Genomic DNA, 26,747 nt, shown 5'->3' on the forward strand with positions numbered 1-26,747 from the left:
AACCCGGCACAAGAGCTTGTTCCGCGGGTCCGGCGGCCCGGGCGGCGCGGCGGAGCCGACCGGCGGGAGTCGGCACCGCCGCCGCGACGGGGCGCACCGCGTTCTCTTGACGCCTCCGAGCTCCCCGTGGACACTGCCGGGTGCCCATTGTTAGCGCTAACGCTGCTCAGGATGACGCAGCCCGACGGAGGTCTCATGCGTCGCCACACACCTCGCCGGATGCTGTTCCCCCTGCTCGCGGTCGCGCTGGCCGCCGTGCTGCTCCCCGGCCTGACACCGGATCAGGCCACGGCCGCCACCGGAGCCTCCGTCCTCGACGAGGACGCCGTCCTCGCCGCCCAGGGCCTGGCCGAACCGCAGTGGTACAAGGACAACATCCCCTTCCTGGACACGCCGGACTCGAACATCAACGGCGTCTACTACTACCGGTGGAGCACCTACAAGCGGGCCCTTCGCTACACCGCGCCGGGCACCGGGTACATCGCGACCGAGTACGACCAGCCCGTCTGGTACTCGGGCGGCGCCTCGTACAGCGGCCTGTCGGACGCGGCCGGCTACCACATCCTCGACGGCCGCTGGCTGCGCGACCCGACGTACCTGGACGACTACCTGGACTACTGGCTCCGCGGGTCCGGCGAGGCCGGCGCCCGCGGCTTCAGCGAGTCGATCACCAGCGCCGCGTACCAGCGGTACCTGGCCACCGGTGACGCCACGCAGCTCGAGGCGGACCTGCCGCAGCTCATCGCGCTCTACGACAAGTGGAGCAGCAACTACACCCAGAACATCAAGGTCGACGGAGCCCAGACGTCCGACAGCCTGTACTTCCAGTCGCCGGTGTCCGACGCCACCGAGTACACCGAGACCTCGATGCACAGCAGCAACTGGTTCTCCGGCGGCACCGGCTACCGCCCGACGATCAACAGCTACCTGTACGCGGCGGCCCAGGCCATCAGCAAGGTCGCCGCGATGCCCGGGGACAGCGCGACCGCGAACACGTACGCCGCGAAGGCCGCCTCGCTCAAGGCCGGGGTGCAGGATGCCCTGTGGGACCCGCAGCGCAAGTTCTTCATGCAGGTGTACAACGACAACTCCACCAACAACGGCCTCGCCTGGACCCGCACGAGCTGGCGCGAGGCCATGGGCTACACGCCGTGGGCGTTCGAGCTGCCGGACCCGCAGTACTCCGCCGCCTGGCAGTACGTGGCCGATCCGCAGCGCTTCGCGGCGCCCTACGGACCGACCACGCTGGAGCGGACGCACGACTTCGAGGCCGAACAGGCGGCCGTCGTCCATGCGAACCTGCACAGCAGCCCGAGCGCCTCCAACGGCGGGTACGTCGGGCAGATCGACTACCCCGACAGCTCCGTCTCGTTCACGGTCGACGCCCCCGGCGCCGGCACCTACCCGGTGACCGTGTACTACGCCAACGCCACCGGAGCCCCCTCCACCCACAGCCTGACCGTCAACGGGTCCACCGCGCCGATCACGGTGACGTATCCGCCCACGCCCGCCTGGGGCTCGTTCGCCGGCACGCAGGCCGTGACGGTCCAGGTGCCGATGAACGCCGGTGCCAACACCCTGAAGTTCGGCAAGGGCACCGGCTTCGCCGAACTCGACCGGATCGCCGCGAATCCGTACTTCGACTACCAGGCCGTCCCCGCCGTCCAGAACCACAACGACGCCAACTGCTGCCACTGGAACGGCCCGAGCTGGCCCTTCGACACCTCCTCGATCCTCACCGGGATGGCGAACCTGCTGCAGGACTACCCCGCGCAGGGCTACGTCACCAAGCAGACGTACGACACGATGCTCAGTCAGTTCGCCACGCTGCAGCACAAGAACGGCAAGCCGTACGTCGCCGAGGCGGCCGACGGCGACACCGGCAACTGGATCTACGACGCCTCGGACTTCAGCGAGAACTACAACCACTCCAGCTTCAACGACCTGGTGCTGACCGGCCTGCTCGGCATCAAGCCGCAGGCGGACAACACGCTGGTCCTCAAGCCGCTGGTGCCGGACAACTGGAACTACTTCGCCCTCCAGAACCTGCCGTACCACGGCCACACGCTGACGCTCCTGTGGGACAAGGACGGCACCCACTACAAGCAGGGCTCGGGCCTGCAGGTCTTCCAGGACGGCACCCGCATCTACCAGTCGGCCGGTCTCGGAAACGCCACGATCCCGGTGGCCGCCCCGGTCCGCCCGGCGCCGGCGACCCGGTTGGAGAACGTGGCCGCCAACGCCTGGACCGCCGACCAGGAGTGGTTCAAGGCCTGGGACAACCGCAGCTACACCCCCACCTACCCGAAGGCGTTCGCCTCCTACACCAACACCGCCGCCAACGGCCTGCGCTGCCGCAGCGCCGACAACCCCCGCTGCACCCAGGCCTACGACTCGCCGTTGAAGGCCATCGACGGCTTCACCGGGTACGACCCGATGCCCGACGACCGGTGGACCAATGCGGGATCGCCGAACAGCACCGACTACCTCGGCGTCGACTTCGGATACCAGCGGCCGGTGGACGAGGCGAAGATCTACACGTACGACGACGGGCAGAACGTGCGTGCGCCGCAGAGCCTCGACGTGCAGTACCTCTCGGGCGGCAGCTGGATCTCGGCGCCGGGGCAGACCAGGAAGCCCGCCGCTCCCGCTGCCAACGGGCCGGTGGAAGTCACCTTCCAGACGGTCACCACCTCCCAGCTGCGGGTCGTCTTCACCCCGCAGCCGGGCAAGTCCGTGGGCGTGACCGAGCTCGAGTCCTGGTACCCGCGGACCACCGTGCGGCTCGTCAACAGGAACAGCGGCCTGCCCCTGGGCGTCTCCGGCGCGTCGACCGGTTTCGGTGCCGCCGTCGTCCAGCAGGCGGCCGGCAGCGGTCTCGACCAGCAGTGGCAACTGGAGCCGGCCGGGAGCGGCTACTACAAGATCATGAACCGGAACAGCGGCCTCGTCCTGGGAGTCTCCGGCGCCTCCACAGCCGCCGGCGCCGCCGCCCTGCAGTGGGGCGACAACCTGACCCCCGACCACTTGTGGAGCCTGGTCGACGCCGGCGGCGGCTACAGCAAGCTGGTCAACAAGAACAGCGGCCTGCTGCTCGGCATCCAGAACGCCGCCACGGCCGCCGGAGCCGCCGCGCTCCAGTGGAACGACAACGGCACGCCCGATCACCTGTGGAAGCTGGAACCGGCCGGCTGACGGACCGCCGGGACGGCCACCCCCGCAAACCAGGACCCGGGCAGTGCTCCGCTGCCCGGGCCCTGGCGCGCAGACCCGCTCCCGACGAGAACAACCCCGCCTCGCTGCATCGCGGCGCCGCGGGCGGACCGGCTCAACGGCCGTGCCGGCGCCGGCGGTCGGTGCCCCCGTGCCGGCGCCTGGGGACCAGGGTGGCGATACCGGCCGCGGCTGCCAGGGCCACGGCCACCGAAGCGAGCACCTCACGGCCCTGGCCGCCGTGGGCCGCCGGGGAGCCGGCGGCGGTGGACCCCGCAGGGGCTGAAGCGCCGGTCCGGCCCGGAGGCGCGCTGGTTGCGCTTGCCGAGGCCGAGGCCTGGGCGCCCGCCGCCTGGGCCGTCAGCTCGAGGTGACCGCCCGTCCGGGCGATCGAGAAGACCGCTCCTCCCACGCTGAGCGTGTCGCCGGAGACCTCCACCTCCTGGGAGCCCACGGTGAGGCTTCGGGCTCCACCGGGCAGGATGACCTTGGCGCCCGTGACCACGTCGAGCTTGCGCAGCGTCGTCGACGATGCCGCGCCGAGATCGAGGACTGCCGACCCGTCGGTGAGGGCGACGCCACTGGACGAGGAGAGCGACGCGCCGACCACCGCGAGCGTCCCCCTGGCCACGGTGGTGGCGCCGGTGTAGGAGGCGGCGGTCAGCGTCGTCGTGGCGGTGCCGTCCTGGGTGACCGATCCGGAGCCGGACACGGCCGGCAGCGTCACGGGTGTCCGGACGTTCTGCACGATCAGCGAGCCGTTGTCACTGACCGCGTCGAGCGAGCCCTTCGCATAGAGACTGCCGTCCGGTCCCGCGGTTCCGGATCCCAGGCGCAGCGTGGCGCCCTGCTGGATGGTGGTGGAACCGTCGTAGAACTGGGCGGCGGCGAAGGTCACATCGTTCCCGGCGGTGCCCGCGATGACGATGTCGCCCGCCCCCGGAGCGGCCAGGGTGTCGTGGAACCTTCCCCCGCCGATGGGCAGGCCCAGGGTGACGGGGCCGTTGTAGTCGAAGGTCAGCCGCGAGCGCTGCGAGTTGGCGTGCAGGTTCACGTAGGCCGTTTCGGCCGTGCCCGGCATGAAGATCTGGTGGGTGGTGCCGTCTCCCCAGTGGACGTCGGCGCCCTCGATGTTGGTGCCGCGCTTGTTCAGCTGGTGCGCGACCGTCACCCAGTTCAGCTTGCTGTCGCTCAGGGCCGGCACGGTGGTGCCGGTGTTGTCGCTGTAGCTGTAGGTGCCGGTCAGGACGACCTTGCTGCCGGGCCGGGAGTGGACGTTGACGTCGTTGCCGTATTCACGGCTGAAGAAGTTCTGGCGTTGGACGACCGTCTGGTTCAGCGGGGTGTCGATGATCCATGAGCCGCGGTTGACCACCGCGCCCGCGTTCGGCAGCTCCGCCGCGCAGGTGGTGCTCGCGTAGTTGGCGCCGGTGCCGATGTCGAACACCCCGGAGAAGGGACTGCTCCCGCACAGTTGGAGCGTGCCCCACATGCCGCGGGGCTGGACGATCGTCCCGGAGCCGCTGATGGTGCCCAGGTCGAACAGGCGGGTGAGCGACAGGTTCAGGGTGCCGTCCACCCTGATGTTGTCCTGGTTCTGCTGGTAGCCGGGCGAGTTGTAGGGGAAGGCGCCGACCAGTCCGGTGGTGCCGCCGTTGCCGTACTGCAGCGTGGCCCCGGCCTCGACCGTGATCGCGGGCTGGTCGGGATTGCTCACGACCACGTAGGGGTGGTTCCCGCCGGGGATGCTGACGGACTGGTGCTGCTGGGAACCGGGAAGCGTGAAGGTGCTGTCCTTGGTCAGCACCAGGGTGCCCGTGCCGGAGATCCGCAGGGTCCCCTGCCCGCTGATGACCCCCGCGTACGTGTGGGTCCCGGGCGGTACGTTCACGACGGCGTTCCCGCCGAGGACCACGTCACTGTCGGCGAGTATCGACGAGGTGATGTCGCCGTCGGCCGCGACGGCACTCGCGGGTGCCAGGGCCGCGGGAACGGTCGTCGTCCCCGCCACCACCGCGGACGCCAGCAGTGCATGCCATGGACGCTTCATCGAGAGTGCTTTCTGGAGTGCTGAGACGGGTTCCCGGGACAGGCCGAAGGCCCGGCGCGCCCCCACTGGCGGATGGGTGCTGCTGCCGGGCCGTCGGCCTGACGGTGTGCCACCTACGGTCACTGCCCGTACTGCGGATCCTTGTTGATCAGCAGCCCGTTCGGGCCTGCGCCGCAGGTGCGCACGGCGTGCGGCGGTGCGTGCGGCCCTGCCGCGAGGGCTGTTTGGCGGTGGTCGGGTCGTCAGGTGACACGGGTGGCTCCCGATCGGAGGTGCGTGGATGCGGCCGGGCGGGGCGGCCTGACCGCGGCTCGCCCTCGTCCGTCACCCCTCAGTGGCCGCCCGGCGCGAAAAGGTTGCCGTCCGAGCGGAAAATTTTTGAGCAGTGGCTGCACGGGAGCCCCCCGGCCCCCGTGCGGCCGTCCTCCTCGCTACTGCCGGCCCCACTTCTGGTTCGTGCCACCGTTGCAGGTCCACAGCTGGACGAGGGTGCCGTTGGCGCTACCGGCGCCGGAGACGTCCAGGCACAGTCCGGACTGGGCGCTGGTGACGGTGCCGTCGCTGTTGACGTTCCACTGCTGGTTGCTGCCGCCGTTGCAGTCCCAGATGACGGCCTTGGTGCCGGGGGAGGTCCCCGCGCCGTAGGCGTCCAGGCACTTGCTCCCGTAGACGCGCAGCTCCTTGGCGGAGCTCAGGGTCCACTGCTGGTTGCTGCCGCCGTTGCAGTCCCAGATCTCGGTCTGCACGCCGTTGGTGGTGGCGGCGTTGGGCACGTCCAGGCAGCGGTTGGACCCGGCGCCGCGCAGCACGGTGCCGGAGCCGGAGCCGCCTCCGCCGCCCGGGTTGGTTCCGGTGCCCCAGCCCCACTGCAGCCGGTCGAGGCCGGACTGGTTGGTGACGGCCAGTGAGAGGTTGGTGCCGCTGCCGTTCAGCGAGGTGATGGCGCACGAGGCGTTCTCGCACGGGCCGGGCCCCTGCGTCTGGGTCGGCCCCTTGACGCCGGTCCACAGCACGGAGCCCATGCCGAGGCTTCGCACCGTGTCGGTGATGGCGTAGAGGTAGGACAGGTCGTTGTTGCCGTCCTTGGGCCCGTTGTAGTTGGCGCCGGTGTTCATCGGGACGCCGAACTCGGTGAGCACGGCCCGGTCGGCGTGGCCGCAGAGGGCGCCGGTGAAGTCGTTGACCCAGTCGGCCTCGGTGGTGTGGCTGTCGCCGAACATGCCGTAGATGTGGATCGACAGCAGGGTGCCGGACAGCCGGGAGTCGGAGCCGACGGCGCACAGGTTGCCGTCGGACCACAGGCCGGGCACGACCACGTGGCCACGCGGGAGACCGGGGTAGCGCGCCAGCCAGTTGGCCTCGAAGTCGGTCAGGTCGGTGGCGCTGTAGCCGTAGGGCTCGTTCATGATGTCGAAGTAGAAGTTGCCGTGCGAGCCGTACTTGTTGACGACCGTGTCCCACATCTTGTTGAAGGACGCGAGGTCACTGACCTTGCCGCCCTGCAGCCAGGGCGCGACGATGACGTTCATGCCCAGCGCGGTGGCGGCGTCCAGCGCCGCGGTATAGCTGTTCCACCAGGACCCCGACGTGGTCGCCGAGTTGAAGCCCAGGCGGACGGTGTTGGCGCCGAGGGCCTGGAATCCCTTGAGGATCGCCGTGGACTTCGTGTACGTCGTCGCGTAGTCGTCCGAAGTCGACAGGCCCACGGGCACGTTGGGGCCGGTGATGAAGTTGTCGTCGGGGTCGGCCCAGTTCACGCCGTGGAACTGGCTGGTGGCGGATGCCGCCGGGCCCGGCTGTGCCGCCGGCACGGCCTGCGCCGCGCCGGCGGTCCACAGGCCCGACAGCGCCAGGGCCGCGGCCGCCAGGCCGGCGACCAGGTGTCGGGCGGCCCGCCGGCGGCTGCGGCCGGGGCGCGGTCGGGGCTCGCGGAAGCGGTTGCCTGTCGTGGTGTCCACGCAGTCTCCTTGGAGGTGGGGTGGGAGCTCGGCAGAGCGGAAGGTGAGCGTTAACAGTGCGGCCCGGGCGGGTCACCCGGCCGTGCGGGCAGGGCGTTCAGGTCACCCGGCGGTCAGCGCCGTCCACTGCTGGTTGGGGCCGCCGTTGCAGTCCCACAGCTGGAGTTGGGTGCCGTCGGTGGCGGAGTAGCCCGGATCGTCCAGGCAGCGGCCGGAGACCGGGTTGCGGTAGCTGCCGTTGTAGGGCCGCCAGACCTGGTTGGCACCCCCGTTGCAGGTCCAGAGCTGCACCTTGGTGCCGTTGGCGGTCCCCTGGCCCGCGGCATCCAGGCACTTGCCCAGGGAGCGCAAGGTGCCGTCGGTGTACGCGGACCAGAGCTGGTTGGCGCCGCCGCCGCAGCTCCAGATCTGGACGGACGTCCCGTCAGCAGTGTGCGCGCCGTTGACGTCGAGGCACTTGCCACTGATGCCGGAGCGGACAGCGGCGGCAGCGGGCGCCGGATTCCGCAGCCACCCGGCGCTGTCCGCGGCCTGGATGCCCCGGTGGAAGGCGTCCGCCATCTTCTGGTAGCCGGCGTCGTTGGGATGCAGGGAGTCGGCCAGGTCAGCCGTTGTCAGCGTGCCCATGTCAACGTATCCGACATGCCTGCCCGCCGCCTGCTCGTTGCTCACGATGCCCGGGACGGCCTGGTTGTACGCCGCGCGGTACGGCTCCTCGCTGGAGCTGGTGGACACGATCAGCGAGGCGACCAGCACGGTGGCGTCCGGGACATCGGCGGCGATCTGGTCGATGAGGGACTTCAACCGCGCACTGACGGTGGAGAGTTGGTAGTTCTGGTTGAGATCGTTGGTGCCGATCTCCAGCGTCACGACATTGGGCCGGTACCGGCCCAACGAGGCGTCCACCAGCGGGGCGATCTGGTCGATGCGGTATCCGGAGTGCCCCTCGTTGTCCGGGTCGGGCATCGAGCCGTTGCGTACCGTGCCGACGAAGTCCAGCGGGTGGCCGTCCGCCGCCAACTCTTTCCACAGCGGCCCGCGGTAGCCGTTGCCCGTACTGCTCCCCACGCCCCAGGTGATCGAGTCGCCCAGCGGCATCACCCGTAAGGGCGTGTCCGGCGCGGCGGAGGCCGGGGCAGCGCCGGTGGTCAGACCACCGAGCACGGCGACCAGGAGCGGGACTAGGAGCCGGGCGAGGACTGCCGTCCGGGGCTTTCTCATCAGATGTCCTTCTCTGTCGGCGGATCCTGAGTGGGGCCGGACCTGTTGGCGCTCGCATCGTAGAGATATCACGCCAACCAGGTCGGTGAACATCCCATGTATGCCGGAACTTCGGGCTCCGTGACAAGGGGACGATCCGGCAGATCTCATTCCACCTTGCTTACTTCAGCCATGCGGCCTGGATCGACGGCTCCACCCGCCAGCCGGGATACATCCCATGTATCGGGACAGCCAGCTCATCCTGTCCGATGTCTTGACAGTCGCCCTGAGGCTGCCAGAATCGGCTGGGCCCCGGTCCTGTTATCGCTCACATCGCGCTCCTGCGCGCTGCAGGCCGTGCCGAGCCGCACGATCCGCGCCACCCGAGCCCCGGTGTCGTGGACCGGCACCTCCCCCACCCAAGGACGAAGGATCCAGCCATGGCGATCAGCAGACGTGCGTTCCTGTCGAGTGCCGCCGGCATCGTTGCCGCCGCGACCGCGAATCTGACGATCGGTACGGCGCGGGCCCTCGCGGCTCCGTCGTCCTACTCGCCCACCTGGGCCTCGGTGGACCAGCACCCGGCGGCGCCGGAGTGGTTCCAGGACGCCAAGTTCGGGATCTACTTCCACTGGGGCGCCTTCAGCGTCCCCGCCTACGGCAGCGAGTGGTACCCGCGGAACATGTACATCGGCGGGAGCGACGTGAACAACCATCACATCGCCACCTACGGGGACCCGTCGGTCTGGCCCTACAACAACTTTCTCGACGGGGCCCGCGACAAGGCCGGCAACTGGGTGCAGTTCGCGCCCAAGCTGGCCTCCCAGGGCGGCAGCTTCGACCCGGACGCCTGGGCCCAGCTGTTCGTCGACGCCGGCGCCAGGTTCGCCGGACCGGTGGCGGAGCACCATGACGGGTTCTCGATGTGGAACAGCTCGGTCAACGAGTGGAACTCGGTGCAGCGCGGACCGAAACTGAACCTCCTGCAGATCTTCCGCGACTCGATCCGGGGCAAGGGCCTGAAGCTGCTGGTGGCGATGCACCACGCCTACAACTTCAACGGCTACTACGACCACGCGCCGGCCCAGCCCACCGCCAGCCTGCAGAAGCTCTTCGGCCAGTTGGGCAGCACGGCGGAGAACCAACTCTGGTACGCCAAGCTCAAGGAGGTCATCGACCTGGCCCAGCCGGACATCCTGTGGGAGGACTTCGACCTCTCCAGGGTCGACGAGACGCAGCGGCTGAACTTCCTGTCGTACTACTACAACCAGGCCCTGGGCTGGGGCCGGGAAGTCGTCGCCACGTACAAGGACGGCTACGACAACCTCGGCGAGGTCTTCGACTACGAGCGCGGCGGCCCGGGCGACATCGCCAACCCGTACTGGCTGACCGACGACAGCATCAGCAGCTCCAGCTGGTGCTACACCGTCGGCATCGGCTACTACTCCACCCAGCAGATGCTGCACTCGCTGATCGACCGGATCAGCAAGAACGGCAACATGCTGCTCAACATCGCTCCGATGGCGGACGGGACGATTCCGCAGGGCCAGAAGGACGTCCTGCTGGGCATCGGCGACTACCTCGGCCGGTTCGGCGAGTCCCTGTACGCCACCCGGGCCTGGACGGTCTACGGGGAGGGGCCGACCAAGATGGGAGGCGGCTCCTTCACCACCCCGGTGGCGGGAACGAACAAGGACTTCCGGTTCACCCGCAACAAGGCCGGCACCGTGCTGTACGCCACGGTGCTGGGCTGGCCCGGGAGTTCCACCACCATCAGCACGCTGGCGAGCGGCCGGATCGACCTCAGCTCCCTGACCTCGGTCCAGTTGCTGAACTCGACCACCGGCACGTACCTCGGCCTGCCCGCCCCGACCCAGGGCAGTGACGGCCTGCACGTCACCCTCCCCTCGTCCTCGGCCCCGTTCGGTGCCCTCGCCTACGTACTGAAGTTCACCTTCTCCGGTCAGATCCCCGTTCTCCAGGCCGGGGGCACCGGCGTGGTCACCGCGTACAGCGACGTCTCGTACGCGGGGACGGCGGCCGGGCTGGTGCTGGGCACCTACACGGCCGCTCAGCTGCAGAGCGCGGGGCTGAGCCCGCGGACCATCTCGTCCCTGCGGGTTCCGGCCGGCTACCAGGTGACCGGCTACTCCGGCGACAACTTCACCGGGACGGCGTGGACCTTCGGCGCGGACAACGCCGACCTGCGCAACACCGGCAACAACGACGCCATCACCTCGCTGAAGGTGGCCTTCGATCCGGCCGCCTACTTCCGGATCAGCAACGTCACCGACGGCCTGGCGCTGGACAGCGGCGGCAACGTCGCCTCGGGCAGCAACCTGAAGCAGTGGAGCTGGAACGGCAGCACCAACCTCCAGTGGCAGGCCGTCGACCTCGGCAACGGCTACTACAAGCTGGTCAACCGCACCAACGGCATGGTCGCCGACGGCTGGGGCTCCACCGCCGACGGGTCGCCCGCGCAGCAGGCGGCCTGGAACGGCGGCAACAACCAGCAGTGGCAGATCACCAACCGCGGCAGCGGCCTGTACAGCATCGCCAACCGCACCACGGGCCTGGTCCTGGACGGCGGGGGCCAGGTGGCCTCCGGCTCCGTCACCAAGCAGTGGAGTTGGAACGGCAGCCCGAACCTGCAGTGGTCCTTCATCGCCCAGTAGGCCTCGGCAGCGCGGCAGGCGGCGCCGAGGGCCGGCCCGGCAACGGCCGGCACTCGGCACCGCCGCCTTCACCCTTGTTCTCCCACCGCTCCATCGCTCCTGACACCGGGCCGGTGCCGCCGCAGCCGGGTGCTGCCGCGGCACCGGCCCGGCGGAACGAAGTTGTGGCACCGGTCGGTCGTGGCACAGATCAGGAGAAGGTCCACGTCTGGCTGCCGGCGCTCTGGCTCCCACCGGGCTCCTGGTCCACCGCCGCGCCCTGGACGGTCGAGCCTGCGAGCCCGATGTTCAGGCCGCTGCCGATGCTCACCAGCAGGTAGGTGCTCCCGGTGTAGCTGCCGGTCAGGTCGAGGGCCCACTGCTGGTTCGTCCCGCCGTTGCAGGTCCACTGCTGCAGCTGGACGCCTGCGGTGGTCGACCTGCTCGGCACGTCCAGGCAGAGCCCGCTCTGCACGCTCGTGAGCGTGAAGATGTTGTCCGCCACCCGCGTCAGCGTCCACTGCTGGTTGGCGGCACCGGTGGACGCCCACTGGATGATCTTGCCGCCGTTCGCCGTGGAGCCGCCCGACACGTCCATCAGCATGGCGGTGCCGACGTTCTTCAAGGTGTGGACCCCGGCCGACGGGATCCCACCGCCTGGCGTCCAGGTGCCGGCGGCGGCATCGAGGGACCAGCTGGGGTACTGGCCGAGGTTCACCGTCGTGCCGCGGATGGTGAGCGGCAGCCAGATCAGCTTCGAGGCACCCAGGTCGGCGGTGTCCCAGCGGTCGCCGGCGTACACGTAGGTGGTGCCGGCGGTGCCCTGGACGGTGATGACGTTCGCCGTCTGGCTGCCGTACGTGTGGGTGCCGGGAGCGGCGAAGTCGCGCAGCGGCGACCACGGCCCGCTCAGTGAGGTGGCGGTGGCGTAGATGTTGTCGTTCAGGTTCCAGCTCGTCAGGTGGGAGCCGAGGACGTAGTACCTCCCGTCGCTCTTCACCATGGCGGGCGCCTCGATGCTGCCGCCGCTGCCGCCGCTGCCGCCGCTGCCCAGCAGCGCCACCGCGCTGTCCACGGAGAGGTAGTCGGCGGCGAGCCGGTAGACGTGCAGGCCGTTGTTCCGGTCCTCGCTCAGGAGGTAGCCGGTGCCGTCGGTGTCCTGGAACAGGCCGAGGTCGCGACTGAGGTTGCCCATCGGCCGGAAGCTGCCCCGGTAGGTGTAGGGGCCGCAGGGGGTGCTGCTGGTGGCCACGCCGACCTTCGCCTCGGCGTAGTTGGTGCTGTCGATGTGCGCGTACATCACGTACGTGCCGGTCGACGCGTTGTAGATGACCTTCGGCCGCTCGACGATCCGACCGGGGCCCAGCTCCCCGTCGCTCTGCCTGCTCAGGGCCTGGCCCCGGTAGGTCCACTCGGCGAGGTCGGTCGAGGTGTAGCAGGGGATGTCCTGGAAGGACGTGTCCGCCGCCGTCTCGCCGGTCTTGTCCTCGCCGAAGCCGTACCAGGTGTCGCCGGCCCTGACGATGCCCAGCCCGTGGAGCTGGAGGGCGTTGCCGTTCTGGTCGGTCCGGGCGGCGCCGGTGGTGAAGGTCACCGCGGCCGCCCGTGCCTGGGCGGCGGGCACCAGCAGGGCGGCGAGGCAGCCGACCAGGGTCAGCAGGGCGGCGGCGCCGGTCCGCCAGCGGCCGTGCGGTGACTGTGCGCGGCGCGAGGTGGTGAGCGCCGGACTCGCCTCCTGCGGAGGACGGTTCATCGGGTCTCCTCGGTACGGGTGAGGTGGTAGAAGGCGCTCGCGGTACCGGCGAGGATCGCCGAGGTCTCGTCGGCGGAGCACCCCTCGATCAGGACGTCCACGGTGGCGGCCCAGCGGTTCCAGCCCCCGGCCAGGTTCGCCACCGGCCAGTCCGAGCCGAACATCAGCCGGTCGGGGCCGAAGGCGCTCAGCAGCACGTCCCACACCGGCCGGATGTCGGCGACGGTCCAGGCCTGGTGGTCGGCCTCGGTGATCAGGCCCGAGACCTTGCACACCACCTGGGGATGCCGGGCCAGCCGGCGCAGCCGGTGCTCCCACTCCCCCAGTTCGCCGCCGGCGATGTCCGGTTTACCCGCGTGGTCGAGCACCTGGGGCAGGCCGGGGAAGCGCTCGGCGAGCCGGACCGCTTGGTCGAGCTGGTGGCTGCGGACCAGCACGTCGTAGCCCAGCCCGCGCTCCTCGATCGCCGCCAGCCCTCGTTCGACGTCGGCCCGTTGCAGCCAGTGCGGGTCCGGCTCGCCCTGGACCAGGCTGCGCAGCGACCGGAGGTAGCTGCCGCCTGGCCCGGCGAGCAGCCGGTCGAGCTCGTCGCCGACCGCGGCGGACCTGAGGTCCACCCAGCCGACCACGGCCCCGATCAGCGGCTCCTGCGCGGCGAGCGCCAGCAGGTCCTCGGTCTCGGGCACCTCCGGGACGCACTGCACGGCCACCGTGCGGTGCAGCCGCCGGCCGGCCACCGTCCGGGTGGCCGTGGCGCGCAGGTCGTCAGGGGTGAACCTGCGGCGGATCGAGGCCAGGGCCGGGTCGTCGAGCCAGGGTTGCGGGCGCTGTGCGAGGTCCCACAGGTGGTGGTGGGCGTCGATCAGCACCGGCGGCGGGCTGGGAGTGGTCACGGGAGGCTCCGGGTGGGGTTGTCGGGGTGGACCGTCAGCCGGCGGCGGGCCCGTCGGCTTCGCCCAGGTGCCAGACCTCGGTGAGCTCCGTCCACTGGCGGGAGTCGCCCCGGTCGGGCCAGGGCTCCTGGCAGGGGTCGGTGAGCTTCCACCACTCCTGGGTCACGGGGTCGGCCTCGAGTTCCGCGATGTCGGCGTCGAAGTCCTCGCCGTGGTACTCGAAGTACCCGAACAGCACGTCACCGTGGAGGTAGATGCTGTAGTTGCGGATCTGTGCCCGGCGCAGGGCCGCCTCGACTCCGGGCCAGACGGCCGAGTGGAGTCTCAGGTACTCCTCCCGGTGCTCGGGGCGGAGCCTGATGCTCTGTGCGAAGCGCTTCATGCGGATTCCTCCGGTGTCTCGGTGTCCGCCGCGTCGGCGAGGGTGCCGAACGGCGAACGGTAACTGGGGGTTCGGGTGCGCAGTGCGAGCCGCAGCGTCAGCCGGATCCGGGTGGAGGCGGGCAGACGGACCGTCAGGTACGGTCCGTCACAGACCGCCTCCACCTGACGGACCACCGGTTCGGTGTGACCGTAGTCGTACAGGTCGCCGATCCAGCCGTCGTCCGTACAGGTCGTGTACCGGACCGAGCTGATGGTGTGCTCGGCGAGGGCGCCCGCCTGGACGATCACGGTCCGCTCCTCCCCGGGCGAGAGGTTGACCAGTTCGACGGTGGTCGCCGCGGGATCGATGGAGGTGACCAGGGCTGCCACGTCCTGCGGCAGGCCGGCCCGGCGGGCCCGGGCATCGTGGTAGCGCAGCCGGGCCTGCTGGAGGCCGCCGTTGTAGAGCACCTGGGGGCCGCCCCAGGTCAGCTGGACCAGGGCCTCGGTAGCCACCGGGTTGCACTGCTGCCACACGTGGATGTCGGCCTCCGCCACCTCCAGGCCGCGGTAGCGGTCGATCCGTCGCAGCCGGTGGCGGACCTGGGCCTGGGCGGCGGCGAGGATCCGCTCGGGGTAGCCGGGGTCGTCCCCGGCCAGGAAGGCGAACCACGCCTTCTCGTGCCCGGACTCCTCCTTGGCCCGGAACGACCGCACGGTGCTCCAGTCGAGCCCGTCCGCGGCGCGCAGCTTCTCCAGCCGGGTGCGGTCGGCCTCGGAGCCGGTGTGGTGCCACAGCGCCACGGGCACCGGAAGGGTGACCGGGTTGTAGTCGAACCAACCCGAGTCGTTGTGACGGAACGGCAGATGGAGCGTCGGCCGGTCGAGGTCCGAGGCGAGTTCCACCGCCCACTTGGACTGCAGGCTGGAGTCCGCCTCGGTGAAGGGCATCAGTACGGCGCGGGAGATCAGGGCGTCGAGCGAGGTTCCCACCATCGAGAGCCAGTCGTCCTCCCCGGTGGCCACCGCCGCGGCGAGCGCCGCCACGCAGGCCGCGTGGCCCACGCTGTGCCAGCCGTGCGGCCAGGACCAGCCGTAGTGGCCGCCGTACCAGCGCCCTTCGAGCAGGCTGCCGACGACGCCGTCCGGACCGACGTTGTCCGGCAGGAGACCGCCGTTCGCCTCGGTGCGCTCCCGCCAGGCACCGACGTACTCGGCGATCCAGTCGCGGTAGCGCTGCTCGCCGGACAGGACCCAGGCGTTGAGCACCAGGCCGGCCGCCGCCAGGTTGACCGCGGTGTCGCCGGCGCCCATCCGCTCGCGCATCTGCGCGCCCAGCCGCGGGTCCGCGTCGAGCGGGAACGGGCCGCCCTGGGCCTGCGGAAGCCACTCCAGCGGGTAGCCGTAGGTGTCCGCCTCCTTCGGCAGCCACGGGTAGACCTCGCCGTCGGACAGGCCCTGCCGGTCCGGGTCGCTGCCGTTGTGCGGACGGGTGATGATGCGGTGCACGGGGTCGTAGTTCCCGTTGGCCGGGTCGACGAACAGCTCGGCGAACCGCAGGGCCCGCTCGGACCAGCGCTCGGGGTCGGCCATGCACAGGAAGTAGAACAGCAGCAGGCTCTCGCCCTGGTGGAACCAGTCGTAGCCGCGCTCGTACTCGTCGCGCAGCATGTCCAGCTCGGTAAGGTGCCTGGTCACCCCCTCCCAGTGCTTCTCGACGGCGGCCAGCAGGTCGTCGGCACCACCGAGCAGGTAGAGCTGCGGCCAGTTGAAGAACACCTCGTAGAAGTCGTCCACCCCGTCCCTGGTGGTCAGCCGGCCGCCGTAGTCCAGCCGGCCGTCGGGGCCGGTGAAGTCGCGGGCGAAGCGGCGCCAGCTGTGGTCGAGCAGGTCGAACAGCGCCCGCTGCGCCACCGCCCAGCCGGGCGGTTCGAGCAGCGGCACCCCCGCCTGGATCTCGAGTCGGGGCGCTGCGGCGTGCTCGCCCGCGGAAGGGTCGGTGGAGCTGGGTGACATGACGGGGATCTCCGATCGGGGTATCGGCGCGAGCGTCATTCCTTGGTGGCGCCGGCGAGCATCCCGCTGACCAGGAAGCGCTGGGCGAAGAGGAAGACCACGAGCACCGGTGTGATGGCGACCAGGGTCGCGAGAGCCAGCTGCGGGCGTTCGATCGCGAGTGAACCGACGGTCGGGTTGAACTGCGGCACGCTGCTGAGCAGCGTGCCGATGCCCACCTGCACCGGCAGTTGGCCGCTCTCGGGAAGCATCACGTAGGGCAGGAAGTAGTTGGTCCAGTTGGCGACGAAGCTGAAGAAGCCGACCAGCGCGATGACCGGGGTCGCCAACGGCAGTGCCACCAGGCGGAAGACGCCGAACTCGGAGCAGCCGTCGATCCGTGCCGCGGCCAGGAGGTCCTTGGGCACGGCGGTGGAGAAGTAGATGTACGTGAGGTACACGCCGAAGGGGTAGAACGCGTACGGCAGGACGATCGACCACATGGTGCCGATCAGGTGCACCGCGTTGAGCTCCATGAACAGCGGCACCACCAGGGTGGCGCTCGGCATCAGCATGACGACCAGGGTGGCGACCAGCAGGGTCTTCCGGCCGCGGAACTCGGTCATGGCCAGCGCGTAGCCGGCGGGCACCGAGAGGCAGAGCGTGATGACCAGCGAGACGACGGCGTACAGGGCGGAGTTGCCCAGCCAGAGCAGGATCGCGCCGTCCTGGAATCCGGTCAGCGCGTGCCAGTTGTCCGCCAGGGTGCTCCAGGAGCCGAAGGAGAGCGGCTGACCGTGGACCAGCTGATCGTCGGTCTTGGTCGCCGCGAGGAGGAGCCAGAGCACCGGCAGGACGAAGAACACCACGAACACCGTCAGGACCGAACCGGCCAGCAGCCGGTACGAGGTGCGGCGTGCGGGTCGGCGGGGCCGCCGCGAAGTCCGTTGCTGCGCGCGGCTCATGGCGCTCCGTTCCCGTTCGGTACGTGGCGCGGCGGCAATCGGGTGGGCGGGAGTCTCAGTCGGCATCGAAGAACCTCGACCGGGCGATGAAGATGCCGGCGACCGACACGCTGACGACCAGCAGCTCCAGGGAGACCGCGGCGGCCCCGTTGATGTCGTTCATCTGGAAGGCGAAGTCGTAGGTCAGTTGGTTGAGCGAGTAGTCGCGGCCGGCCACGCCCACGCTGGCGAGCGAGAGCAGCTGCGGCTCCACGAAGAGCTGGGCGCCACCGGCGAAGGCCAGGATCACCATGTAGACGATCCACTTGCGCAGCATCGGGATCTGCACGTGCCAGGCGGTCTGCCAGGCGCCCGCGCCGTCGATCCGGGCGGCTTCCAGCACGTCGGTCGGAATGTTGTTGAGCGCGCCGTACATGACGACGATCCAGCCGCCCGCGCCGGTCCAGAACGCGATGACGGTGAAGAGCACCGGCAGGTTGCCGGGCGCGATGACCTGGCCGAAGGTGTGGAATCCCAGTGATCCCAGCATCGAACTGACCGGGCTCACCGTCGGATCGAGCATGAACAGCCAGACCAGCACGCTCGCTGCGCCCGCCAGCGCGCCGGGGATGTAGTAGAGGAAGCGGAGCGCCTGGCCGGCCCACCCGGAGGAGACCCGGTGCAGCAGCAGGGCGAGCCCCACCACGAACACGACCAGCGAGAGCAGCCAGAACAGCAGGTAGAGCGCCACGTGGCCGATCGCGTCCACGAACCGGAAGTCCTGCGCCGTGGTGACGAAGTTGGCGAAGCCGGTGAACGAGCCGCCCCCGTCGGTGAAGGCGAAGTAGATCGCGTAGCCGATCGGCAGGACGCCGAAGGCGAGCAGCAGAAGCACGTAGCCGGCGACGAAGGCCGGGCCGGCCCAGCTGCGGGCGGTGCCACGGGGGCGTCGACCGGAGCCGGCCGGGGCGGCGGTGGCGGTCACTGGGAGACCTTGTACCCGAACGACTCCGCGTGCTTGACGATCGAGTCCTGCCAGGCCGGCAGCAGGGACACCAGGGTCTGGCCCTGGGTCAGGCCGGGCTTGACCGTGGCGGCCCAGATCGCCTCCTGGCTGAACTGGGCCGAGCCCCAGCCCGGCCACACCTGGGAGGAGGCGTCCTTGAGGGCGCCGAGGTCACCGTCGAAGTACCCGGAGGCGGCCTGGGCCTTCAGCCAGTTCTCGGCGGCGGGTGCGTACGCCGGGAAGCCGGGGGCCTTCTCGCCCTGGTAGGCGTTGTCGGTGGTGACCCACTTCAGGAAGTCGGTGGCCGCCTTGAGGTGGGTGGAGTGCTGGGACAGCAGCCAGGTGCCGCCGCCGACGTTGCCGGTGGCCGGCGCGCTGTCGCCCTGCCACTGCGGGATCGGGGCCGCGCCGATCGTCTTCTCCGGGGTCTTCAGGGTGTCGTGGAACACCGCGCCGCCGTACCACGCCGGGCCGGGCATCAGCAGGACCTTGTCCTTCTCGTTCTTGGCGAAGTCGGTGCTGAAGACGCCGCTGATCGACATGGACTTGTTCTTGATCAGGGTGTCCATGAGCTGGGCCATCTTGGTGCACTCCGGACCGCCGGTGTCCGCGGAGACGGCCTTGGGCCCGGTGATGTGGTTGGCCCCGCACTTGCTCGCCCAGAGGTAGATCTCCGGGGTGAAGGTGTCGCCGGCGTCGCCGACCAGGTAGCCCGGGTGCTCGGCGGCCACCTTCTGGCCGAGCGCCTGGTACTCCTCCCAGGTCTTCGGGACGGTGTAGCCGAACTGCTTCATCAGCGGGGCGTCGTACCAGAGCACCACCTGGGAGAGGTCGTTGCGCAGGCAGTAGACGGTGCCGTTGACGGTACAGACGTCGTTGGCGCCCTTCGCGAACCGGCCCAGGGTGTCGGCCGCGATCAGGCCCTTGTCGAGCGGCGCGGCGAAACCGGCGTCGACCGCCCAGGTCACCTCGTTGTTCTGCGAACTGAAGACCACGTCCGGCCAGCCCTTGCCGGTCCGGTTGAAGAGCTGGACCTTGGTCTGCAGGTAGTTCGACCCGTTGGCGTCACCGTCGTAGCTGACGATGTCCAACTTCACCTCGGGGTGCAGCTGCTGGTACTGCTTCGCGGCGGCCGTCCGGGTCGCGTCGACCCAGACCGTCACCGCACCGTCCGTCTGCGCCGCCTGGGCGAAGCCGTCCTCGGTGGTCTTCGCGGGAGCCGCACCGCCGCACGCGGACAAGGCCGTGGCCAGGGCCACGGTGACCGTGCATGCGGCCGGCCACGCCGTTCGTCGCTTGCGGGGCACTGCCTTCTCGTCGGCCAGAGGCTTGTTGACGGTCATGAGCGACTCCACTGCTGACGCCCCGACAGAGGTCGGGTGGTGGGGTGGGGCGACGCCTGGCCGTCGCGGTCAGGCGTCGGGTACCGAGGGCGGCCGTTCCGCTGCCCTCGGGGATAAATTAGCCGCCCTATCGAGAAGAGCGTCAAGGGCTTGCACCGATCCAATCGCAAGCAGGTTGGGACCGAAAACCAAGCATCGCAGTGCAGTTACGCGAGTTCCATGCGGGCTTGCCTGATTTGTCCTCAGACAATGCCTCGGCATCCGCTGGCATATGAGTAGGACTTATTAGTCCGCTGCGCTATGCTGAGCCGGCTCCCATGCGGTCAGTCGGCCACCCGCCAGTCATCCCGGAGGCAGGAAAGATGAACGACACGCCCACGACCGAAGCCACCCTCCCTGCCCAGACCGCTCCCGCTGTCGCGGCAGCGGTGAAGAGCTCGGGCGAGGAGCGGCGGGACTACCGGCCCGGGTACGAGATCGTCTCGGAGCAGATCCTCGAGTTCATCGCCGAGCGACACCTGGTGGCGGGCGACCGGCTGCCCACCGAACACGATCTGGCCAAGACGCTCAACACCAGTCGGGCCGTGGTGCGGGAGGCCGTGAAGATCCTCTCCGCACTCGGCCGGGTCCGGGCGCACAAGGGGCGCGGCCTGTTCGTCGCCGACGACGAGGGCATGCTCATCACCAGCCGCTGGGGCGGCTTCTTCCGGCCGGTCGACCTCGATCACCTCCTGATGCTCTTCGAGTTCCGCAAGGTCCAGGAGACGGCCGCCGCCAGTCTCGCGGCCACCCGGGCCACCCCGGCCGAGCTGCGCACCATCGAGGTCGCCGTGCAGCAGTGCCGGCACGGCGTCGTGCACAGCCAGGTCGACGTGTTCAACCAGGCGGACGACGACTTCCACACGGCCGTGGCCACCGCCGCGCACAACGCCTTCCTGCTCAGCTCGGTGCGCGATGCCCGCCGCCTGCAGCGGCAGTCCAGCGCCATCGGCATCCACGGCATGCTCGGCGAGTCCGCCAAGGCCGCGGCCGAGGAGCACGAGGCGATCTACCGGGCCATTCGCGACGGTCGCCCCGAGGAGGCTGCTGCGGCCACGGTGGTGCACCTCGACCGGACGCTGGAGGACTACCGGCGGGAGATCCAGCGCCGCCTGTTCGGCTGACGGAACGCCAGCGTCCTCCAGCGGGCTGACGGCCCGGCCCGGTTGCCCCGCGTGCCCGCTCAGGACCGGTACCGCGCCACCGGCGGCCCGTCGGCCGCCGCTTGCCGTTCGTGGTTGAGCCGGCCGGAGGCGAAGGCGTCGACGGTCAGCGGCAGTCCGCCGAAGCCCGCCCCGGCCACGGCCTGCGCCAGGTCGGGCAGGCGGGCTGCCTCGCCCGCCACCTCGCCGTCGAGTTCGATCCGGACCCTGTCGCCGAGGTCGCGCACCCGCAGTTGCGCGGAACGCAGTCCGGCCCGGTCGAGCACCTCGCGCACCGCCGTCTCGGCCCGGTCGATCCGGCCCAGCCGGTACCTGGTGACCGGAATGCCGTAGCGGATCCGGCTGGCCAGGCAGGGGGTGGCGGGCTTGTTCCAGGTCGGCAGGGACCACAGCCTGCTGATCGCCCGCACGTCGGCCTTGGTGAGGCCGGCCTCGAGCAGCGGGGTGCGGATGCCGCGCTCGCGCCCGGCCCGGATGCCGGGCCGGAACAGGTCGGCCGCGTCGTCGGCGTTGGTGCCGGTGGCAACCTGTCGGAAGCCGTGTTCCCGGGCCACGGCAGCGATGCTGTCGAGCACTTCGGACTTGCAGAAGTAGCACCGGTCGGGGCCGTTGGCCCGGTAGCCCGCGCTGTCCAACTCCCGCGTCGACCGCGCCACATGCACCACCCCGAGGGAGCGCGCCAGGGCGCGGGCGGCGGTCAGCTCGCCGGCCGCGAGGCTCTCGGACTCCGCCGTCACCGCGAGCACGGCCTCGGCTCCCAGCGCGCGCACCGCTGCCGCGAGCACCAGGGCGGAGTCGGCGCCGCCGGAGTAGGCAACCGCGAGCGGGCCGGTGTCGCGCACCGCCGCCAGCAGCGCCAGCGCCTTCTGCGCGACGGTGGGCCCGTCGCCGGATCCGTTGTTCATCAGGTACCGCCTTCCCGTTCCGAACTGCCGGTCTGCTCCGCCTCGGCGAGGCGCCGGGCGCGCTCGGCCACCGCGCGCAGCGGCAGGCCCAGGCGCGCTGCCGCGACCGCTGCGTCCTCGTGCTCCGCCTTGGCGCCGAACGGTCCGTGCTTGACCCGGATCGGCACGCCGTCCACCTCGACCCGGCGCATCCGGCGGGGCGCCGCGACCCGGGTCTGGCGGGTCTGCCGGATGCCGAGCGTCCCGGTCTCGGCAAGCACCAGAGCCCGAAGCCGCTCGGCGTGCTCCGGCCGGGTCAGGACGTGCAGCACCTGGGCCGGCCGGCCCTTCTTCATGACGGCGGGTGTCGTCCAGGCGTCCAGTGCGCCCTCCGCCATGGCCCGGGCGACGGCGTGGGCCAGGGTCTCGCCCGTGACGTCGTCCAGATTGGTCTCCAGCGTCACCACCTCCTCGACCGCCGCGCCGTCCGTCGCCGGGGGCGGGTCCGGGGCCGGAAAGGGGCGGCCCAGGGTGACGGCCACGACGTTCGGCCGGTCCGCCAGGACGCGGGTTCCGGCGCCGTACCCGGTGGCCACCGGTGTCATCGGCGGCGGCGGGCCGAAGCGGGCGGCCGCGGCCCGCAGCAGCGCGGCACCGGTCGGGGTGACGGTCTCCCCGGCCAGGTCGGTGCCGGTGACGGCCGCGCCGGCCAGCAGCGCCATGGTGGCCGGGGCCGGGCAGGGCAGCAGCCCGTGGGCCGAGGCGACCCGGCCGGTACCGAGCGGCAGCGGGGCGCAGACCAGCTCGGCGACCTCGAGGGCGTGCAGCGCCGCAGCCACCCCGACGATGTCCACCAGGGCGTCGTGGCCCCCGAGTTCGTGCAGGTGGACCTCGGCGGGGTCGACGCCGTGCAGGCGGCCTTCGACCTCGGCGATCGCGGTGAGCGCCGCCACGCTCAGCGCGGCCACCGGCTGCGGGTGTGCTGCGCCGGCCAGCCTGAGCAGTTCGGCCGCGCTCCGCTCGGTGGCGGTGTCCGTGACCCGCACCCGGGCGCTGGTGGCTGCGATGCCGTGCGAGCTCACCCGCACGGCCTCCAGTTCCCAGCCGGTCAGGCCGGTCGCTGCGATCGAGGACCGTACGCGCTCCAGCGGCGCCCCGGCGTCGAGCAGCGCGCCCAGCAGCATGTCGCCGGCCAAGCCGGTGAACGGGTTGATCCAGCAGATCACGCGCGCCGCCTCCCGGCCCAGGCGAGCCGGTGCGCGGCCATCGCCGCGCCGAACCCGGAGTCGATGTTGACGACCGTGACGCCCGCGGCGCAGGAGGCGTGCATGGCCAGCAGGGCGGTCACGCCCTCGAGTGACGCCCCGTACCCCGTCGACACCGGGACGGCGATCACCGGGCAGCCGACCAGGCCGCCCACGACGCTGGCCAGGGCGCCCTCCATGCCGGCCACGACGACGACGGCGTCGCTCCGCCGCAGCTGCTCCTCGACGCGCAGGACCCGGTGCAGGCCCGCGACGCCCACGTCCTGCACGATGCTGACGGCCAGGCCCACGGCCGCGGCCACCGCGGCGGCCTCAGCGGCCACGGGCAGGTCGGAGGTGCCCGCGGAGACAACGGTCAGCGCGAAGCCGTCCGTCGGCGCCGGTCGCCAGACCAGCAGCCCGGCCGGCGCGTCGTAGGCCCCTCCCGGCACCTCGGCGAGCACCTTCGCGGCGGTCTCGGCACCCACCCTGGTGACCAGGACCGGACCGCAGTTGTGGCGCAGCAACTCGCGGACGATCGCGCGGATCTGATCGGGCGTCTTGCCGGGGCCGTAGACGACCTCGGGCAGCCCCTGGCGTTGCTCGCGGCCGAGGTCCAGCTGCGCGAACTGCAGGTCGTGGACACGGGTGTCGTTCATGGGATCCGCTCCTTGCGGTACTGGGGTCAGCCGAACCGGCGGGCGAGTTCGACGCCGGTCTCGTGGAGCAGTCGGCGGGTCTCGGCCATCGCGGCCCTGGGGCTGCCGGCCCGCTCGGTGAGCGAGTATGCGGTCTCGATACCGTGAGCGGCCAGCTCGGCGGGCGACACTTCCAGCCGGCCGGCCACGGCGGCGACCGGCACGCCGGCGCGGTGCGCCCGGTCGGCCACGCCGATCGGGGCCTTGCCGCGCAGGCTCTGGCCGTCCAGGCAGCCCTCACCGACCACCACCAGGGCGGCCGCGGCCAGGGCGGTGTCCAGGCCCAACTCGGTCAGCAGGACCTCGACCCCCGCCTCCCGGTGGGCGCCCAGCACCAGGGCCGCGAACCCGGCACCGCCGGCCGCGCCGGCTCCGGGTCGGCCGGACAGGTCGGTGCCCGACTGCTGCGCCAGGACCTGGGCGAGCCGGGTCAGCGCGAGCTCGAGCAGCGCGACCTGATTCGCGTCCGCGCCCTTCTGCGGTCCGAAGACGGCGGCCGCGCCGGCGGGTCCGAGCAGCGGGTTGTCCACGTCCGAGGCCAGCACCAGGCGGGTGGCGCGCAGTCGGGGATCGAGGCCGGTCAGGTCGACGGCAGCCAGCTCGGCCAGGGCCGCGCCGCCGGGCGGAAGCTCGCCGCCCGCGGCGTCGAGGAACCTGGCGCCCAGGGCGCTCAGCAGCCCGGCTCCGCCGTCGGTGCTCGCGCTGCCGCCGACGGCCAGGACCACCTCCCGGCAGCCCAGGTCCAGGGCCGCGCGGAGCAGTTCGCCCGTGCCGTAGGTGGAGGCGGTGAGCGGTTCGGCTCGGCCGCCGGGCAACAGGTGGAGCCCGCCGGCCTGGGCCAGTTCGACGACCGCCCGGTTGCCCAGCACGGCCAACTCCGCGGTCACCCGCTCCCCGGTGGGCCCGCTGACCGGGACGGGCACGGTGCGGTAGCCGGCGGCACGGAAGGCGGCCACCGTGCCCTCGCCGCCGTCGGCGACCGGCGCCTCGCGGACCCGCAGTCCCGGAGCCGCCTGCCGGATGCCGCCGGCGAGCCAGCGGCACGCCTGGACGGCGGTGGCCGAGCCGCGGAACTTGTCCAGGCAGACCAGGACCTGATGCTCCGTCATATCCGTTCCTCGGTCGGCCGGAGGTAGGGGATGGTCATCGGCCCCTCGGGCAGGACGCACAGCCGGGCCTCCGGGCCGGCCGCGGCGAGCGCCTCGGCCACGGTCGCCGAGATGTCGGAGGTCTGCTCCAGGTGCGCAGTCGCAAGCTCGGCGTCGCTGAGGTGGGAGGTGTGCATCACCACCCGGCAGGAGGCCTGGATCCGTGCCTGGACCTGCACCTGCCACTGGTCGGGCACGGTCCGCGGCCTGGATGCGATGTCGGCGAGCAGGGCCTGCGGGGAGGCGGCCGAGGCGAGCACCTCGCGGTACGAGCCGTGGTCCGGGAACCCGTCGCGGCACTCGGCCGCACAGACGATCAACCCGCCGGGCCGGACCACCGTGTGAGCGGCGGACATGCCCTTGACCGACTGGTAGAGGTTCTGGTCCAGCGGGTGGCCGGCGTTGGTGGTGACCACCACCTCGTAGCGGCGCTCCACCGGACGCATCGCCAGGCGCCGGGCGGCGGCGGTCGCGGCGGCATGCATGGGCAGCAGGTCTCCCCCGAAGGCCTCGACGATGCGCTGGTCGCGGTTGAGCACGACGTCGAAGGCGAAGTCGACCCCGGTGCCCGCGGCGATGGCGCGCACGTCGTCGTGGACGGGGTTGCCGTGGGTGACGCCCCAGGTCGCCCGCGGGTCGCCGATGCGCTTCGCGTCGTGCAGGACCAGGACCGTCTCCAACCCGGCCAGACCCGGCGCCACCAGCTTCGGACCGCCGGAGAAACCGGCGAAGAAGTGCGGCTCGACGAACCCGGTGGTGATCCGGATGTCGGCCTCGACCCACTGGCGGTTGAGCCAGACCGGGACATCGTCGCCCCAGCGGCCCACCCAGGCGAGCTGCGCGGCGTCGCGCGCGTCGTGGTTGACGATCCGGATCCGGTCGACGACCTCGTCGCCGAACATCCGGCGCAGCTCGTGCGGGTCGTTCCCCCGGTGGGTACCGGTGGCGACCAGGATCACCACGTTCTCGTCCGGGACGATTCCCTCGAGTTCGGCGAGGACGGCGGGAATCATCAAGTGGCGCGGCTGCGGCCGGGTGCCGTCGCAGGCCGAGATGGCAACGGTCTGCCCGGGCCGGACGCGTTCGCGCAGCGGTGCCCCCGCGATCGGAGCGCGCAGCGCGGCTCGCAGCACCGCTGCCTCGTCGGCGGCGCCGGGGTGGTGCAGCGGTTCCACCACGGTGGTGCGGGCGGGGTCGACCTCGAGATCGAGCCCCGTCCCGCCGTAGGCGAGTCGGACCCTCATGCCGACAACTCCGTTGCGCCGCACAGCCCGCAACTGCGCCTGTCGGTTCTCACGCGCGATCACTCCTCGGTCGACGGTCGGGTTCGGGCGGGTCCGCGGCGAGTCGTTCACTCTCGGAGAGGTGCTCCCGCAGCCAGCGCTCGGTGGCGCTGACGTGCAACAGCGCCGTGATCCTGGCGACTTCCGGGTCCTGGGCGACGAGGGCCTGGTAGATCGCCTCATGCTCGGTGACGGTCCGGTCCGCCGCGGCGGCGTCGACCGTCCCGCGCCAGATCCGGGCCCGCAGGGTGTGCCCGGAGATGTGCTCCAGGAGCGCCACCAGGGTCTCGTTGCGGGTGGCGCGGACCACCGCCCGGTGGAAGGCGGCATCGTGCAGGTTGAGCAGCTCGATGTCCTCCCCGGCGGCCTGCATGGCCGCCAAGTGCCGCTCCACCTCCGCGAGATCCTCCGCGGTGGCCCGGGTGGCAGCCACGCCGGTGGCCGCCGGCTCGAGCATCCTGCGCACCTCGAAGAGCTCGAGGACGGTGTCGCCCTGCAGGAGTTCGACCACGCCGCCGAGGCCTTCCAGCAGCAGTCCGGGCTCCAGACTGGTCACGTAGGTGCCGGCACCACGCCGGATCTCCAGGACACGTGCCACGACCAGTGCCTTGACCGCCTCGCGCAAGGTGTTGCGCGAGAGTCCGAGCTGGGCCGCGAGCTGCGGTTCGGCGGGCAACTTGCTCCCGGGAGCCAGCTCTCCGTCCCGGATCAGCCCACGTATGCGCGCGATGGCCTGGTCAGTCAGTGACACGGCGGCAACCTCACAGGTGATGCTTCGTCCGGGGAAGCCCGGCGGTGGTCATGCGGTCAGCTCCGTTGCGGGTTCGGTGGTGGTGGAGGCGAGGTCGGCGGTCCAGAAGGTGCCGTGGGGGTAGCTGTAGGTGTCGATGGTGGTCTGGTGCATTTCGGCGGAGAA

The 26,747-nt window shown here is 71.1% G+C and carries 19 protein-coding genes; 3 read left to right on the forward strand and 16 right to left on the reverse strand.

Features of this window, described 5'->3' with window-relative positions; all coding sequences use genetic code 11:
• The first annotated feature begins 219 nt into the window (after window positions 1-219).
• Window positions 220-3,195, forward strand: coding sequence for an MGH1-like glycoside hydrolase domain-containing protein (locus C7C46_RS14465; protein WP_245984416.1), 2,976 nt, complete (start codon window positions 220-222; stop codon window positions 3,193-3,195).
• A gap of 133 nt (window positions 3,196-3,328) precedes the next feature.
• Here the strand turns inward: C7C46_RS14465 and C7C46_RS14470 are convergent, their stop codons facing one another.
• The 3 genes from C7C46_RS14470 to C7C46_RS14480 form a co-directional block, all read right to left on the reverse strand.
• Window positions 3,329-5,263: an autotransporter gene (locus tag C7C46_RS14470; protein WP_110669584.1), complete on the reverse strand. Its 1,935-nt coding sequence runs from the start codon at window positions 5,261-5,263 to the stop codon at window positions 3,329-3,331.
• A 431-nt stretch (window positions 5,264-5,694) separates the two neighbouring features.
• Window positions 5,695-7,221 carry a ricin-type beta-trefoil lectin domain protein gene (locus C7C46_RS14475; protein ID WP_220040619.1) on the reverse strand — a complete coding sequence of 509 codons (1,527 nt, stop codon included), beginning with the start codon at window positions 7,219-7,221 and terminating at the stop codon, window positions 5,695-5,697.
• 102 nt (window positions 7,222-7,323) lie between these two features.
• The gene (locus C7C46_RS14480; protein WP_110669586.1) at window positions 7,324-8,442 is read right to left on the reverse strand and encodes an SGNH/GDSL hydrolase family protein; all 1,119 of its coding nucleotides are present in this window, start codon (window positions 8,440-8,442) and stop codon (window positions 7,324-7,326) included.
• A gap of 419 nt (window positions 8,443-8,861) precedes the next feature.
• Between C7C46_RS14480 and C7C46_RS14485 the strand changes: the two genes are divergently transcribed.
• Window positions 8,862-11,096, forward strand: coding sequence for an alpha-L-fucosidase (locus C7C46_RS14485; RefSeq protein WP_110669587.1), 2,235 nt, complete (start codon window positions 8,862-8,864; stop codon window positions 11,094-11,096).
• A 190-nt stretch (window positions 11,097-11,286) separates the two neighbouring features.
• Here the strand turns inward: C7C46_RS14485 and C7C46_RS14490 are convergent, their stop codons facing one another.
• Genes C7C46_RS14490 through C7C46_RS14520 form a run of 7 tightly spaced genes read right to left on the reverse strand, consistent with a single transcriptional unit; the run spans window position 11,287 to window position 19,372 of the window.
• Window positions 11,287-12,828 (reverse strand): RICIN domain-containing protein, encoded by a 1,542-nt coding sequence (locus C7C46_RS14490; protein ID WP_110669589.1) that lies wholly within the window; start codon window positions 12,826-12,828, stop codon window positions 11,287-11,289.
• Window positions 12,825-13,721 (reverse strand): amidohydrolase family protein, encoded by an 897-nt coding sequence (locus C7C46_RS14495; protein WP_245984417.1) that lies wholly within the window; start codon window positions 13,719-13,721, stop codon window positions 12,825-12,827. Before C7C46_RS14495 ends, C7C46_RS14490 begins: the two co-directional genes overlap by 4 nt.
• Window positions 13,722-13,755: 34 nt before the next feature.
• Complete coding sequence (locus tag C7C46_RS14500) at window positions 13,756-14,103, reverse strand: L-rhamnose mutarotase (protein WP_110669590.1); 348 nt, start codon at window positions 14,101-14,103, stop codon at window positions 13,756-13,758.
• Window positions 14,100-16,100 carry a DUF8034 domain-containing protein gene (locus tag C7C46_RS14505; protein ID WP_110669593.1) on the reverse strand — a complete coding sequence of 667 codons (2,001 nt, stop codon included), beginning with the start codon at window positions 16,098-16,100 and terminating at the stop codon, window positions 14,100-14,102. The genes C7C46_RS14500 and C7C46_RS14505 overlap by 4 nt, the downstream gene beginning before the upstream one ends.
• Window positions 16,101-16,135: 35 nt before the next feature.
• On the reverse strand, window positions 16,136-17,044 hold the full coding sequence (locus C7C46_RS14510; protein WP_245984418.1) for a carbohydrate ABC transporter permease: 909 nt from the start codon (window positions 17,042-17,044) through the stop codon (window positions 16,136-16,138).
• A 55-nt stretch (window positions 17,045-17,099) separates the two neighbouring features.
• On the reverse strand, window positions 17,100-18,008 hold the full coding sequence (locus tag C7C46_RS14515; RefSeq protein WP_110669597.1) for a carbohydrate ABC transporter permease: 909 nt from the start codon (window positions 18,006-18,008) through the stop codon (window positions 17,100-17,102).
• Window positions 18,005-19,372, reverse strand: coding sequence for an ABC transporter substrate-binding protein (locus tag C7C46_RS14520; RefSeq protein ID WP_110669600.1), 1,368 nt, complete (start codon window positions 19,370-19,372; stop codon window positions 18,005-18,007). The genes C7C46_RS14515 and C7C46_RS14520 overlap by 4 nt, the downstream gene beginning before the upstream one ends.
• Before the next feature lie 362 nt (window positions 19,373-19,734).
• On the opposite strand from C7C46_RS14520, the gene C7C46_RS14525 reads away from it, so the two are divergent.
• On the forward strand, window positions 19,735-20,535 hold the full coding sequence (locus C7C46_RS14525) for a FadR/GntR family transcriptional regulator (RefSeq protein ID WP_110669602.1): 801 nt from the start codon (window positions 19,735-19,737) through the stop codon (window positions 20,533-20,535).
• A gap of 59 nt (window positions 20,536-20,594) precedes the next feature.
• On the opposite strand, the gene larE is transcribed toward C7C46_RS14525, so the two are convergent.
• The 6 genes from larE to C7C46_RS14555 are packed head-to-tail and all read right to left on the reverse strand — an operon-like array spanning window position 20,595 to window position 26,582.
• Window positions 20,595-21,479, reverse strand: coding sequence for an ATP-dependent sacrificial sulfur transferase LarE (gene larE, locus C7C46_RS14530; RefSeq protein WP_220040620.1), 885 nt, complete (start codon window positions 21,477-21,479; stop codon window positions 20,595-20,597).
• Window positions 21,479-22,684, reverse strand: coding sequence for a nickel pincer cofactor biosynthesis protein LarC (larC, locus tag C7C46_RS14535; protein WP_110669604.1), 1,206 nt, complete (start codon window positions 22,682-22,684; stop codon window positions 21,479-21,481). Before larC ends, larE begins: the two co-directional genes overlap by 1 nt.
• Window positions 22,681-23,361 (reverse strand): nickel pincer cofactor biosynthesis protein LarB, encoded by a 681-nt coding sequence (gene larB, locus C7C46_RS14540; RefSeq protein WP_110669606.1) that lies wholly within the window; start codon window positions 23,359-23,361, stop codon window positions 22,681-22,683. Before larB ends, larC begins: the two co-directional genes overlap by 4 nt.
• Window positions 23,362-23,387: 26 nt before the next feature.
• Window positions 23,388-24,509 carry a glycerate kinase gene (locus tag C7C46_RS14545; protein WP_110669608.1) on the reverse strand — a complete coding sequence of 374 codons (1,122 nt, stop codon included), beginning with the start codon at window positions 24,507-24,509 and terminating at the stop codon, window positions 23,388-23,390.
• Complete coding sequence (gene larA / locus C7C46_RS14550; RefSeq protein ID WP_110669610.1) at window positions 24,506-25,792, reverse strand: nickel-dependent lactate racemase; 1,287 nt, start codon at window positions 25,790-25,792, stop codon at window positions 24,506-24,508. The genes C7C46_RS14545 and larA overlap by 4 nt, the downstream gene beginning before the upstream one ends.
• A gap of 49 nt (window positions 25,793-25,841) precedes the next feature.
• Window positions 25,842-26,582 (reverse strand): FadR/GntR family transcriptional regulator, encoded by a 741-nt coding sequence (locus tag C7C46_RS14555; RefSeq protein WP_110669613.1) that lies wholly within the window; start codon window positions 26,580-26,582, stop codon window positions 25,842-25,844.
• Window positions 26,583-26,747 lie beyond the last annotated feature (165 nt).

Origin of the sequence: Streptomyces tateyamensis (genome assembly GCF_003205575.1) — a bacterium.
In the GTDB taxonomy this organism is placed as follows: domain Bacteria; phylum Actinomycetota; class Actinomycetes; order Streptomycetales; family Streptomycetaceae; genus Kitasatospora; species Kitasatospora tateyamensis.

Bases quoted from the DNA above. Each gene is read 5' to 3' on its own strand.
- C7C46_RS14520 (WP_110669600.1), bottom strand. From the start codon at position 19,372: ATGACCGTCAACAAGCCTCTGGCCGACGAGAAGGCAGTGCCCCGCAAG.
- C7C46_RS14505 (WP_110669593.1), bottom strand. From the start codon at position 16,100: ATGTCACCCAGCTCCACCGACCCTTCCGCGGGCGAGCACGCCGCAGCG.
- C7C46_RS14490 (WP_110669589.1), bottom strand. From the start codon at position 12,828: ATGAACCGTCCTCCGCAGGAGGCGAGTCCGGCGCTCACCACCTCGCGC.
- C7C46_RS14480 (WP_110669586.1), bottom strand. From the start codon at position 8,442: ATGAGAAAGCCCCGGACGGCAGTCCTCGCCCGGCTCCTAGTCCCGCTC.
- larB (WP_110669606.1), bottom strand. From the start codon at position 23,361: ATGAACGACACCCGTGTCCACGACCTGCAGTTCGCGCAGCTGGACCTC.
- C7C46_RS14465 (WP_245984416.1), top strand. From the start codon at position 220: ATGCTGTTCCCCCTGCTCGCGGTCGCGCTGGCCGCCGTGCTGCTCCCC.
- C7C46_RS14500 (WP_110669590.1), bottom strand. From the start codon at position 14,103: ATGAAGCGCTTCGCACAGAGCATCAGGCTCCGCCCCGAGCACCGGGAG.
- larE (WP_220040620.1), bottom strand. From the start codon at position 21,479: ATGAACAACGGATCCGGCGACGGGCCCACCGTCGCGCAGAAGGCGCTG.
- larA (WP_110669610.1), bottom strand. From the start codon at position 25,792: ATGAGGGTCCGACTCGCCTACGGCGGGACGGGGCTCGATCTCGAGGTC.
- C7C46_RS14510 (WP_245984418.1), bottom strand. From the start codon at position 17,044: ATGAGCCGCGCGCAGCAACGGACTTCGCGGCGGCCCCGCCGACCCGCA.
- C7C46_RS14485 (WP_110669587.1), top strand. From the start codon at position 8,862: ATGGCGATCAGCAGACGTGCGTTCCTGTCGAGTGCCGCCGGCATCGTT.
- C7C46_RS14545 (WP_110669608.1), bottom strand. From the start codon at position 24,509: ATGACGGAGCATCAGGTCCTGGTCTGCCTGGACAAGTTCCGCGGCTCG.
- C7C46_RS14470 (WP_110669584.1), bottom strand. From the start codon at position 5,263: ATGAAGCGTCCATGGCATGCACTGCTGGCGTCCGCGGTGGTGGCGGGG.
- C7C46_RS14525 (WP_110669602.1), top strand. From the start codon at position 19,735: ATGAACGACACGCCCACGACCGAAGCCACCCTCCCTGCCCAGACCGCT.